Here is an 11,951-nt window from a genome sequence, read left to right on the forward strand (position 1 = left end):
TCGCTACCCTTTCGCCTTTGCCAGTCGTATCTTCCCCTGCCAGGAACCCTAATGTCCGCCACCCCCCCGATTCGCGAACAATTTCTCGTCATCAGTGCGCTGGGCGCCAATCCGATGGAGCTGACCAATGTGCTCTACCGCAGCTGCATGGACAACCGTTGCGCGGTGGTCAGCAGCCGCCTGAGCCGACACGGGGAATACAGCGCGTTGATCCTGCAGGTCTCCGGCAACTGGGATGGCCTCGCGCGCCTGGAAGGTGGCCTCGCCGGCCTCGGCAAGCGTCACGGCTTCACCGTCGGCGTGACCCGCAGCGCGGCGCTGGAGAATCGTCCGCAGGCCCTGCCGTACGTCGTCTATGTCAGCGCCGCCTATCGCCCCGACATCCTCAACGAACTCTGCCAGTTCTTCGCCGACCACAAGATCGAGGTGGAAAACCTGGTCTGCGATTCCTACCAGGCGCCCCAGACCGGCGGCACCATGCTCAACGCCACCATCACCGTCACCCTGCCGGCCGGCACCCAGATCAGCTGGCTGCGTGACCAATTCCTCGATTTCGCCGACGCCCTGAATCTCGATGCGCTGATCGAGCCCTGGCGCCCGCAGAGCAACTAGACCTCGACCCGACCAGAGGAGCTGTCCATGAGCGTGACCCTCGATCAACCGCTTCCGACCTTCCAGGCCCAGGCCACCAGCGGCCTCGAGGTCTCACCGGACAGCCTGCGCGGACGCCAGGCGGTGCTGTACTTCTATCCGAAGGACAATACCCCCGGCTGCACCACCCAGGGCCAGGGCTTCCGCGACCTGCACGAGCAATTCCAGGCAGCCGACACCCAGATCCTGGGCATTTCCCGCGACAGCCTGCGCACCCACGAGAACTTCCGCGCCAAGCAGGGCTTTCCCTTCGAGCTGATCAGCGACAAGGACGAGACGCTGTGCAACCTCTTCGCGGTGCTGCAACCGAAGAAGCTCTATGGCAAGGAATACATCGGCGTCGACCGCAGCACCTTCCTCATCGATCGCGACGGCGTGGTACGCCAGGTCTGGCGCGGCGTGAAGGTCCCCGGCCATGCGGCCGAGGTGCTGGCCGCCGCCCAGGCGCTGAACGGGGCCTGATCAGGCCTTGCGCAGCCAGTAGCGGAAGGTCTCTCCGGACACTTCCTCGCCCACCAGGGCATGGCCAGACAGCTTGGCGAAGGTGCGGAAGTCCCGCTGGGAACCGGCGTCGGTGGCCACCACGGCGAGCACCTCGCCCGCGGCCAGCCGGTTGAGTTCGAGCTTGGCCTTGAGCAGCGGCATGGGGCAGCTCAGGCCGCTGGCATCGAGGTGGGCGGTGACGGCGCCGGTATAGGGTTGGCTCAGATCGGCCATGGGATTCTCCGGTACGGGATACGACAGTGCCCGCGCTCGCTAGGCACTCGGACGAGGGGCCGCTAAAGTAACGGCTTTGCGGCCAAGAGTCATTTCATGAAAGTCCTGCGCCCCGCCCTGCTGTCCCTGGCGCTGCTCGCCACGCCGTTCCTGGCGCATGGCGCGAACGACCTGCCGTCGCTGGGCGATGCCAGCTCTTCGATCGTCTCGCCCGAGCAGGAGTTTCAGATGGGCCGTGCCTGGCTGAGCATGCTGCGCGGCCAGGTACCGACCATCAACGATCCGCAGCTCAAGCAGTTCGTCGAGCAGACCGTCTACAAGCTGGCCGAAACCAGCGACCTGCAGGATCACCGGCTGGTCTTCATCCTGATCAAGGATCCCGAGATCAATGCCTTCGCTGCGCCTGGCGGCGTCATCGGGGTGAACGGCGGGCTGTTCCTCAAGTCGGAAACCGAAGCCGAGTACGCAGCGGTCATGGCCCACGAACTGGGCCACCTGATCCAGCGCCACTTCGCCCGCAACGTGGAAAACCAGCAACGCATGCAGTTGCCGCTGATGGCGGCCCTGCTCGCCGGAATCGTGGCGGCCGCCGCGGGTGGTGGCGATGCCGGGATCGCCGCCATCGCCTCGACCCAGGCGGCGGCCATCCAGAGCCAGTTGCGCTTCTCCCGGCTCAACGAGCAGGAGGCCGACCGCGTCGGCATCGTCAACCTGGAGCGTGCCGGCTACGATCCGCGGGCCATGCCGGAGATGTTCGGCCGGCTCGCCCGCCAGTATCGCTATGACCGTACCCCGCCGGAATTCCTGCTGACCCACCCGGTCACCGACAGCCGGATCGCCGATACCCAGGCGCGCGCCGAGCGCTTTCCCAAGGGCGGCGTCGAGGACAGCAAGCGCTTCCAGCTGATGAAGGTGCGTACCCAGATGTATTTCGAGGAGACCGCCGGCCTGCTGGTGAAGCGCTACCGAGCCCAGCTGCAGGAAAATCCGGACAACGACCCCGTCCGTTACGGCCTGGCCATGGGCCTGACCCGCCAGGGCCAGCTCAACGAGGCGCGTGACACCCTGGCGCCCTTGCTGCGCAAGGCACCCGACGACGTCAGCTACAACTTGGCCCAGGTCGACCTGGACATCACCGCCAATCGCCTGCCGGACGCCCAGAAGCGTGTGCAGCGCCTGCAGGACCTCTACCCGGGCGACCTGGCCGTCACCCTGGCCCAGGTGGACATGCTCAATCGCACCCAGAAGGCCAAGGACGCCAGCCAACTGCTGGACAAGCTGCTCAAGCAGCGCCCGATCGACCCGGACCTGTGGAACCTGGCCGCCGACATCCGCGGCCAGGCGGGCGATCTGGTCGGCGTGCACCAGGCCCGCGCCGAGTATTTCGCCCTCACCGGTGACTACAACCAGGCCATCCAGCAGCTGGGCTTCGCCAAGCAGCGCGCGGCCAGCAACTACCAGCTGGCCGCGCGGATCGACGCTCGCCAGCAGGAGCTGATCGCCCAGCGCAAGCTGAGCGAAGAGATCCTGCGCTAGCGTCCTGGGCAGCGCCCTCAGGCGTTGCCCTTGACCTTCAGCTGCAGCGCCTGGGTGAAGTCGAGCATCCGCTTGAGCGGCTTGACCGCCCTCGGGATGAGCGCCGGGTCGACCAGTACCTCGCCGGAGCCGTCGAGCAGGCAGTTGAGGGTGCGCTCCAGGGTATTCATCGCCATCCACGGGCAGTGGGCGCAACTGCGGCAGGCGGCGCCGTTGCCGGCAGTGGGCGCCTCGATGAAGACCTTGTCCGGGCAGGCCTGCTGCATCTTGTAGAAGATGCCGCGGTCGGTGGCGACGATGAACTGCCGGTTGGGCAGGGTCTGGGCGGCCTTGATCATCTGGCTGGTGGAGCCGACGTGGTCGGCCAGCTCGATCACTGCCTCGGGTGACTCCGGATGCACCAGGATGGCCGCTTCCGGGTACAGCCGCTTGAGGTCCTCCAGTTGGCTGGCCTTGAATTCCTCGTGGACGATGCAGGAGCCCTCCCAGAGCAGCATGTCCGCCCCGGTCTCGCGCTGGATGTAGCGACCCAGGTGGCGGTCGGGCGCCCAGAGGATGGGCTCGTCGTTGTCCATCAGGTGCTCGACGATGTCCAGGGCGCAGCCAGAGGTCACTACCCAGTCCGCCCGTGCCTTCACCGCCGCGGAGGTGTTGGCGTAGACCACCACGGTGCGCTCGGGATGCTGGTCGCAGAAGGCGGAGAACTCCTCTACCGGACAGCCCAGGTCCAAGGAGCAGGTGGCTTCCAGGGTGGGCATCAGCACCCGCTTTTCCGGATTGAGGATCTTGGCCGTCTCGCCCATGAACTTGACCCCGGCCACCACCACCGTGGACGCCGGATGGCGATTGCCGAAACGGGCCATCTCCAGGGAGTCGGCGACGCAGCCGCCGGTTTCCTCGGCCAGGGCCTGGATCAGCGGATCGGTGTAGTAGTGGGCGAGCAGCACCGCGTTCTGCGCCTTGAGCTCGCGGGCGATGGCGGTCTTGTAGGCCGCGATCTCGTCCGGCCCGAGCGCCTTGGGCTGCTTGGCGGCCAGATGGGCCTGGACCAGGAGACGTTCGGAAATCTGCGCCATGGCGGGTACCTGAAAACGAGGATCGTCAAGGCGGCGAATCATAGCAGCATCCTCGGCGACTCCCTATGGTCACCGAGGATGATCCGCGCTGAAGACTGGCCCTCTGGCGCTAATGTCTGGCAACACTTGGCTTTTCACTTCTCGCGCGGCGGCGGGTCCCACACAGGAAGGCCGGCGAGCGTCTCGCCCGGCAGCCTTCCTGGAGAGTTTTCGTGCCGCCCCGTTCGACCTCACCTGCCCACTCCCCTACTACCGACCTCACCACCCTGCTCGACGACCTGCGCAAGCTGCATGGCGCCCTGGAACGGGCCGCCGCCGACCCGCGCCTCGAACGCCGGGCGCTCAATCCGGCCTACCGCGCCAGTGCCCACAACCTGCTCGCCTACCTGGCCTTGCGCGAGTACGACCTGCATGGGTTGCAACGGCGGCTTTCCGCATTGGGTCTTTCCTCCCTGGGACGCTCCGAGGCCGCGGTGCTGCCTGCGGTGGCGACCCTCCTCGCCACCCTGGAGCGGCTGCTGGGTCGTACCCAGGCGCCACCAGCGGTAGCCAAGGCCACCAATCCGCTGGCCCGCCATGCCCGCGCCCTGTTCGGCGCCCCGCCACGCGAGCGGGAGGTCCGTATCATGGTGACCCTGCCCCGCGAGGCGGCGGAGCGGTACTCGCTGGTGCGTGACCTGGTGGCGGCGCGCATGGATTGCGCACGGATCAACTGTGCCCACGACGAGCCGGCCCTCTGGACGCGGATGATCGAACACGTGCGTCGCGCCAGCGAGGAGGTCGGCCGGCCGTGCAAGGTCTTCATGGACCTGCCCGGGCCCAAGCTACGCACTGGTCCCATCGCCCCGGGCGAAGCCGTGTGCAAGGTGAAACCCGAACGGGACGCCCAGGGCCGGGTGCGCCAGCCGGCGCGGGTCTGGCTGACCGGTCGGCGCCGACCACGACCAGCGCCCGCCGCGGCGAGCGCGGCCTTCCAGGTGGGCGAGCGCTGGCTCGGCGACCTCCGCCAGGGCGAAGTCATCCAGCTGGTGGATACGCGCCAGGCCAGGCGGCGGCTGAAGGTCGTCGAGGTGACCGGCAAAGGCTGCTGGGTGGAGCTGCACAAGACCACCTATTTCACGCCTGGCCTGCGCCTGACGGTCGAGCGCGACGGACGCCGCCGGCACAGCCGCCTTGGCGACTTTCCCGCGCAACCCGGCGCTCTGCGCCTGGCAGAAGGGGAGCTGCTCACCCTGACCGCCGACCAGTCCCCCGCGCGCCCCGCCAGCCACGACAGCGGCGGCCGCCTGCTGACCCCGGCCACCCTGGGTTGCACCCTCCCCCAGGTCTTCGCCGACGTGCGGAGCGGCGAGCCGCTCTGGTTCGACGATGGCAAGATCGGCGGCGTGGTGGAGCACGCCGACCAGGACGGCTTGCAGGTACGCATCACCCACGCACCCGGCGGCGCCAAGCTCAAGGGCGACAAGGGCATCAACTTCCCCCAGAGCACCCTGAGACTTGCCGCCCTGGGCGAGCAGGACCTGGCGGCCCTGGCCTTCGCCGCCGAGCACGCCGACGGCATCGAGATGTCCTTCGTGAACAGCGCGGAGGATGTCCGGGCGCTGCTCGCCGAGCTGGCACGGCTGCAGGCGGATCACCTGGGCGTGGTGCTGAAGATCGAGACTCGCCGGGGCTTCGACCACCTTCCCGCACTCCTGCTGGCCGGCATGCAGCGCGGGGAATTCGGCGTCATGATCGCCCGCGGCGATCTGGCGGTGGAAGGCGGCTTCGAGCGCCTGGCGGCCCTGCAGGAAGACATCCTCTGCCTGTGCGAGGCGGCCCATGTGCCCGTGATCTGGGCGACCCAGGTGCTGGAGAACCTGGCCAAGAAGGGCTCGCCCTCGCGCGCCGAGATCACCGATGCGGCCACCGGGGTCCGCGCCGAGTGCGTGATGCTCAACAAGGGACCGCACATCCTAAAGGCGGTGGCCACCCTGGATGAATTGCTGGTGCGGATGCAGGGCTACAACAGCAAGAAGCGCCAGATGCTGCGCAAGCTGGAACTGGCCTCGCCCTGGCCGGCGCAGCCGGACCCAGGCGAGGCTCGCCACTAGAGCACCTGCAGGCGCTCGGCCTCCAGGCGGACCCGGGCGCCATAGGGCCAGGCCTGGTTTTCCGGACCATGACCACTGGGCAGGCCGCGATAGAGGGCGATGCCGCGCGGCGCCAGCCATTCGGCGAAGATCTCCTCCAGCGACTGCTCGACGTTGCGCTGCGGGCAGTCGGTGAAGGTGCCCAGGCAGACCGCGCCGATGCGGTGCTCGGTCAGGTTGCCGAGCAACTGGCAGAGACTGCGCTCCAGGCGGTAGTAGGGCTCGCCGACGTCTTCCAGCATGAGGATGGCGCCGTCGTGGGGGCGCAGCGCCGCGGCGGTGCCGACCACGCTGGCCAGGGTGGTCAGGTTGCCGCCGATCAGCTCGCCGGCCGGCACCTGGGCCGGACCGGCCAGGCGCTCCAGCTGCCAGGCCGGACGCGCGCCAGCGCAGAGTTCCCGCACCGACTCCAGCGAGCGGGTGCGGGCGGCCTGGGTCGTGGGGTCCTCATCCAGGCGTCCCCAGTCCAGGGCGCCAGGACCGTGGATGGCGGTCAGGCCGCGACGGTGGAAGGCCTCCAGCAGGACGGTGAGATCGGAATAGCCGATCAGCGGCCGCCCCTTGCTGCTGGACAGTCGCGACCAGTCCAGCCAGGGCAGCAGCTGGGCCGAGCCGTACCCGCCACGCAGGCACCAGACCGCATCCACGTCCGCCTGGCTGAAGGCCCAGTGCAGGTCCGCGGCCCGTTCCTCGGCGGTCCCGGCCAAGTAACGATGTCGCTTGAGCGCCTGCTCGCCAAGCACCGGCTCGATGCCGGCGGCCTGCAGCCGCTCCATCGCCGCCGTCACCAGCTCCGCCTTGACCGCACCCGCCGGGCTGACCAGCGCTACCCGTCGCAGGGCGTTCATTCCAGCACCTCCAGCGGCATGCCGGCTTCGATGACGCCACGCCCCAGCGGGATGACGTTCATGCCGAACAGCATGCGATTGTCGTCGAAGCGGTATTCGCGCAGCGCGGTGAGGGGTTGTCGATCGGGATCCTTCTCGCCGGTCAGCGGATCCTGGGTGGTGACGATGCAGCGGGCGCAGGGACAGGCCACGGCGAAGTCCACCGTGCCGATACGCAGGCGCTTCCAGCCGTCCTCGGCATAGGCCGGCGTACCCTCGACCACCAGGTTGGGCCGGAAGCGCAGCATCTCCAGCGGCTTGCCCACCCGCGCCACCAGATCGGCCAGGGAGGCCTCGCTGGTCAGCAGCAGCGGAAAACCGTCGGCGAAATGCACCTTCTGGCCGGGTTCGGCGAAGTCGGTATTGATCTGGCGGGCATGGCTTTCGGCGATGTGGACCAGCCGGCAGCGGCGCCCGAGAAAGTCACTGAGCCAGGCATCGGCTGAGGCGGCGACGGGCGCCTGCAGGGTGTCGCGCCAGATGGTCACGCCCAGGCGTTCGCTGGCGGCATCCGGCACTGCCACCTCGATGGGGGTCTGGCCCGGCGCGCTCAGGCGCAGTCGCTCCTCGCTTAGCCAGCGGGCCTCGATGTGGTTCATCTTCGCCAGCTGACGCAGGGTCAGGAAGCGACCGGTGTCGGCGTCCACCACCATCCAGCGGCGATCCCCCACCAGGCCCAGGGCATCCACCGCGGCACGGGGCAAGGATTCCACGGCCGTCGACTTGACCGGATAACGATAGAGGGCACTGAGGTGCGACATGGGCGCGGCTTCCTGGCGGCGAACGAAGGCCGCCAGTGTAAGGGAGGTGCCAGGCCAGCGAAACCGCGGGGAATCAGGCCTCGGTCAGCGCCAGGCGCCGGCGGACTTCCTCGACCAGCAGGTCCGGCTGGAACTTGGAGAGGAAGGCGTTGCAGCCCACCTTCTTCACCATGGCCTCGTTGAAACTGCCCGACAGCGAGGTGTGCAGCACCACGTAAAGGTCGGCGAGGCGCGGATCCTGGCGGATCTCGGTGGTCAGCCGGTAGCCGTCCATTTCCGGCATCTCGGCGTCGGTCAGCACCATCAGCAACTTGTCGGTCAGCACCACGCCCTCGTCGGCCCAGGCCTTGAGCTTGCGCAGGGCCTGGAGGCCGTCGGTGGCGACGTGGAATTTCAGATCCAGCTGCACCAGGGTGTCGCGCAGCTGGCCGATGGCGGTGCTGGAGTCGTCCACCAGCAGCACCTCGCGGCCGCGGGCCTTGGCCAGCAGCGGATCGGCCAGGCGCTCCTGGGACACCTTGACGTTGTAGGGGGCGATCTCCGCCAGCACCTTCTCCACGTCGATCACCTCCACCAGCTTGTCGTCGATGCGGGTGATGGCGGTCAGGTAGTGCTGGCGGCCGGCGCCGCCGGGCGGGGCCTGGATGCTGTCCCAGTTGAGGTTGATGATGCGGTCCACGCTGCCGACCAGGAAGGCCTGCACCGAGCGGTTGTACTCGGTGACGATGATGGTGCTGTTCTCGTTGGGGGTGATGGGCCGCATGCCGATGGCAGCGGCGAGGTCGATCACCGGCAGGGTCTGGCCGCGCAGGTGGACGACGCCACAGACCATCGGGTGCCGCTTGGGCATCTGGGTCAGCCGCGGCAGCTTGAGGACTTCCTGCACCTTGAACACGTTGATGGCGAACATCTGCCGGCTGGACAGCTGGAACATGAGAATTTCCAGGCGATTCTCGCCAACCAGCTGGGTGCGTTGATCGACGGTGTCGAGAATGCCGGCCATGGAAAATCCACTCCAAAAAGAAAAGTCAGGTGACAGGCTATCGGCCGCGGACGCCAGGTCTTGAGGTCGGAAAACGACGAAGCCGCCCAGCAGGCGGCTTCGCTCGCACCTGGCGGGTCAGGCGCGTGGCAGGGTCACGCCACGCTGGCCCTGGTACTTGCCACCGCGGTCCTTGTAGGAGACCTCGCAGGCCTCGTCGGACTGCAGGAACAGCATCTGGGCCACGCCCTCGTTGGCGTAGATCTTCGCCGGCAGGGTGGTGGTGTTGGAGAACTCCAGGGTCACGTGGCCTTCCCACTCGGGTTCCAGCGGGGTGACGTTGACGATGATGCCGCAGCGGGCATAGGTGCTCTTGCCCAGGCAGATGGTCAGGACATCGCGCGGGATGCGGAAGTATTCCACGGTGCGCGCCAGGGCGAAGGAATTCGGCGGGATGATGCAGACGTCGCTGACCACGTCGACGAAGCTCTTGTCGTCGAAGTTCTTCGGGTCCACCACCGCCGAATGGATGTTGGTGAACACCTTGAATTCGTTGGCGCAACGCACGTCGTAGCCGTAGCTGGACACCCCGTAGGAGATCACCCGGCTGTCGTCCGCGCCGCGCATCTGGCGCTCGACGAACGGCTCGATCATGCCGTGCTCCTGGGCCATGCGGCGAATCCACTTGTCCGATTTGATGCTCATGGCAGGTCTGGCTCCGGGGCGAAAAAATTGACCGCGCATTGTATTGGATCGCCGCGCGGTCTCAAAGGCGAACGGTCGAAATCAGTCGTCGCTGACGGTGATGGTGGGCATCCCGCCACCCGCCTGACCGCTCTGGGCGATGCGCGCCCCGACCTTGCGCGCCAGTTCCTGGTAGATCAGCGCGATCTGGCTGTCGGGATCGGCGATGGCGGTGGGCCGCCCGGCATCGGCCTGCTCGCGGATGGCCATCGCCAGGGGCAGCGAGGCCAGCAGGTCGACGCCGTACTGCTCGGCCAGCTTGCTGCCGCCACCTTCGCCGAACAGGTGCTCTGCGTGGCCACAGTTGGAGCAGATGTGCACGGCCATGTTCTCCACCACCCCGAGTACCGGGATGTTGACCTTCTGGAACATCTCCACGCCCTTCTTGGCGTCCAGCAGGGCCAGGTCCTGGGGCGTGGTCACCACCACGGCGCCGGCCACCGGCACCTTCTGCGCCAGGGTCAGCTGGATGTCGCCAGTGCCCGGGGGCATGTCGATCACCAGGTAGTCGAGGTCGTTCCAGGCGGTCTGCGTGATCAGCTGGATCAGGGCGCCGGATACCATGGGGCCACGCCAGGCCACCGGGGTCTTGTCATTGGTCAGGAAGGCCATGGACATGACCTCGACGCCATGGGCCTGCAGCGGGATGAACCACTTCTCGTCGCGCACCTCGGGACGAGTGCCCTCGGCGAAACCGAACATGATGCCCTGGCTGGGGCCATAGATGTCGGCATCCAGCACGCCTACCCGGGCACCTTCGCGGGCCAGTGCCAGGGCCAGGTTGGCGGCGGTGGTGGACTTGCCCACCCCGCCCTTGCCCGAGGCCACGGCGATGATGTTCTTGACGTTGCCCATGGCATCCAGCTGCGGCTGGGCCGCATGGGGGGCGATGGTGCAGTCGATCTGGATCTCGGCGGTGTCGACCCCGGGCACGTTCTCCAGCGCGGTCTTGAGCACCTGGGCCAGGCCGCCCTTGAACAGCCCGGCGGCATATCCCAGCTCGAAGCGGGCGCGCACCCGGCCGCCATCCAGGGCGAGGTCGCGCAGGGCGCCGGCACTGAGCAGGTCCTGTTCGAGATAGGGATCGTGGTACTGGCGCAGCGCGGCCTCGATGGCCTCGCGAGTCGAAGCGGTCATGCAGACTCCCGGAAACAGCGGATAGGAAAGAGAAGCTGCGGCCTATGCTACCCACTGTCCTTGCTAAAGCCTATCCACGCGGCGCTACACTCCCGGCTTATCCCTCGCTCGCGGAGCCCTGCGTGAACGCCCCTTCCCTGCACATCAGTTCCACCTTCGACAGCGGCGCCGTGGAGGTGCTGTCCCTGGCCGACCCCGCCGACATCCGCCTGCGCATTCGCCCCGACAGCGCCTCGCCCTTCACCCAGTGGTTCCATTTCCGCCTGGAAGGCGCCCGTGGCCGGTCCTGCCGGCTAACCTTCGACAACGCCGGCGAGTGCGCCTACCCCGAGGGCTGGCGCGACTATGGCGTGGTGGCCAGCTATTGCGGCCAGCAGTGGTTCCGCATCCCCACCCGCTATGACGGCAAGACCCTGAGCTGGGAAGTGACTCCGGAGCACGACAGCCTGTTCTTCGCCTACTTCGAGCCCTATCCGGAGAGCCGTCACCTGGCCTTCATGGGCGCGGCGCAGCAACATCCCGCCGTCCGTCTGGAAACCGTCGGTCGCTCGCTGCTGGGGCGTTCGCTGGACCTGCTCCACATCGGTACGCCGGGCGCGCAAAAGAAAAACATCTGGATCATCGCTCGCCAGCATCCCGGCGAGCCCATGGCCGAGTGGTTCGTCGAAGGCCTGCTGAAACGCCTGCTCGGCCTGGGCGAACACCAGGGCGATCCGGTGGGCGGCAAGCTGCTTGAGCATGCCGTGCTGCACGTGGTGCCGAACATGAACCCCGACGGCTCGGCGCTGGGCAACCTGAGAACCAACGCCGCTGGCGCCAACCTCAATCGCGAATGGCTGGAGCCGGATGAGCAGCGCAGTCCCGAGGTCCTGGCGGTACGCCGCGCCATCGCCGCGACCGGCTGCGACCTCTTCCTCGACATCCACGGCGACGAGGCGCTGCCCTATGTCTTCGTCGATGGCTGCAACGGCCTGCCCAATTTCGGCGAGCGCGAGGAAGCCGAGCAACTGGCCTTCCTGCAGCGCTTCCAGCGCGCAAGCCCGGATTTCCAGACCCAGTACGGCTATCCCCGTGGTCACTTCGGCAGCGAGACGCTGAAGCTCGCCACCAAGTACGTCGGCCACACCTACGGCTGCCTGGCCCTGACCTTGGAGCTGCCGTTCAAGGACAACGCCAATGACCCACGTCCGGAGGTCGGCTGGAACGGTGCCCGCAGTGCCGCCCTAGGCGCAGCCATGGTCAGCGCCCTGTACTGGCAGTTGGCGGACCTCTGAGTCCGGACCTGCCCTCGCCCATCCCCCACGGATGAAACCGACCGGCCATTTCGC

Annotated in this window: 12 protein-coding genes; 5 read left to right on the forward strand and 7 right to left on the reverse strand. The window is 67.5% G+C overall.

The window, feature by feature from the left end:
- Positions 1-51 precede the first annotated feature (51 nt).
- Both ACYJP6_RS14375 and ACYJP6_RS14380 read left to right on the forward strand, forming a co-directional pair.
- Complete coding sequence (locus tag ACYJP6_RS14375) at positions 52-612, forward strand: glycine cleavage system transcriptional repressor (protein ID WP_007162770.1); 561 nt, start codon at positions 52-54, stop codon at positions 610-612.
- 27 nt (positions 613-639) lie between these two features.
- Positions 640-1,113 carry a peroxiredoxin gene (locus ACYJP6_RS14380; RefSeq protein WP_459475682.1) on the forward strand — a complete coding sequence of 158 codons (474 nt, stop codon included), beginning with the start codon at positions 640-642 and terminating at the stop codon, positions 1,111-1,113.
- On the opposite strand, the gene ACYJP6_RS14385 is transcribed toward ACYJP6_RS14380, so the two are convergent.
- Positions 1,114-1,368 carry a sulfurtransferase TusA family protein gene (locus ACYJP6_RS14385; RefSeq protein WP_459475683.1) on the reverse strand — a complete coding sequence of 85 codons (255 nt, stop codon included), beginning with the start codon at positions 1,366-1,368 and terminating at the stop codon, positions 1,114-1,116. It lies immediately after the preceding gene.
- Positions 1,369-1,464: 96 nt separating this feature from the next.
- Here ACYJP6_RS14385 and ACYJP6_RS14390 point away from each other — a divergent pair, with 96 nt between their 5' ends.
- The gene (locus tag ACYJP6_RS14390; RefSeq protein ID WP_459475684.1) at positions 1,465-2,904 is read left to right on the forward strand and encodes a M48 family metalloprotease; all 1,440 of its coding nucleotides are present in this window, start codon (positions 1,465-1,467) and stop codon (positions 2,902-2,904) included.
- Positions 2,905-2,921: 17 nt separating this feature from the next.
- Here ACYJP6_RS14390 and nadA read toward each other — a convergent pair whose 3' ends face one another.
- Complete coding sequence (gene nadA, locus ACYJP6_RS14395) at positions 2,922-3,980, reverse strand: quinolinate synthase NadA (RefSeq protein WP_459475829.1); 1,059 nt, start codon at positions 3,978-3,980, stop codon at positions 2,922-2,924.
- Between the two features lie 212 nt (positions 3,981-4,192).
- On the opposite strand from nadA, the gene ACYJP6_RS14400 reads away from it, so the two are divergent.
- Positions 4,193-6,073 (forward strand): pyruvate kinase, encoded by a 1,881-nt coding sequence (locus ACYJP6_RS14400; protein WP_459475685.1) that lies wholly within the window; start codon positions 4,193-4,195, stop codon positions 6,071-6,073.
- Here the strand turns inward: ACYJP6_RS14400 and ACYJP6_RS14405 are convergent.
- The 5 genes from ACYJP6_RS14405 to apbC all read right to left on the reverse strand — a co-directional run bounded on the left by ACYJP6_RS14405 (position 6,070) and on the right by apbC (position 10,623).
- Entirely contained in the window at positions 6,070-6,960 is an 891-nt protein-coding gene (locus ACYJP6_RS14405) for a S66 peptidase family protein (RefSeq protein WP_459475686.1), read from the reverse strand. The two genes, ACYJP6_RS14400 and ACYJP6_RS14405, sit on opposite strands and share 4 nt — an antisense overlap.
- On the reverse strand, positions 6,957-7,760 hold the full coding sequence (locus ACYJP6_RS14410) for an MOSC domain-containing protein (RefSeq protein ID WP_459475688.1): 804 nt from the start codon (positions 7,758-7,760) through the stop codon (positions 6,957-6,959). The genes ACYJP6_RS14405 and ACYJP6_RS14410 overlap by 4 nt, the downstream gene beginning before the upstream one ends.
- 73 nt (positions 7,761-7,833) lie before the next feature.
- On the reverse strand, positions 7,834-8,763 hold the full coding sequence (locus tag ACYJP6_RS14415; protein ID WP_459475689.1) for a chemotaxis protein CheV: 930 nt from the start codon (positions 8,761-8,763) through the stop codon (positions 7,834-7,836).
- A 117-nt stretch (positions 8,764-8,880) separates the two neighbouring features.
- Complete coding sequence (gene dcd / locus ACYJP6_RS14420) at positions 8,881-9,447, reverse strand: dCTP deaminase (RefSeq protein WP_007162761.1); 567 nt, start codon at positions 9,445-9,447, stop codon at positions 8,881-8,883.
- 81 nt (positions 9,448-9,528) lie between these two features.
- Positions 9,529-10,623 carry an iron-sulfur cluster carrier protein ApbC gene (gene apbC / locus ACYJP6_RS14425; protein ID WP_459475691.1) on the reverse strand — a complete coding sequence of 365 codons (1,095 nt, stop codon included), beginning with the start codon at positions 10,621-10,623 and terminating at the stop codon, positions 9,529-9,531.
- Positions 10,624-10,745: 122 nt separating this feature from the next.
- Here apbC and ACYJP6_RS14430 point away from each other — a divergent pair, with 122 nt between their 5' ends.
- On the forward strand, positions 10,746-11,897 hold the full coding sequence (locus ACYJP6_RS14430; RefSeq protein ID WP_459475692.1) for a M14 family metallopeptidase: 1,152 nt from the start codon (positions 10,746-10,748) through the stop codon (positions 11,895-11,897).
- Positions 11,898-11,951 lie beyond the last annotated feature (54 nt).

Source organism: Pseudomonas sp. No.117 (assembly GCF_054558395.1).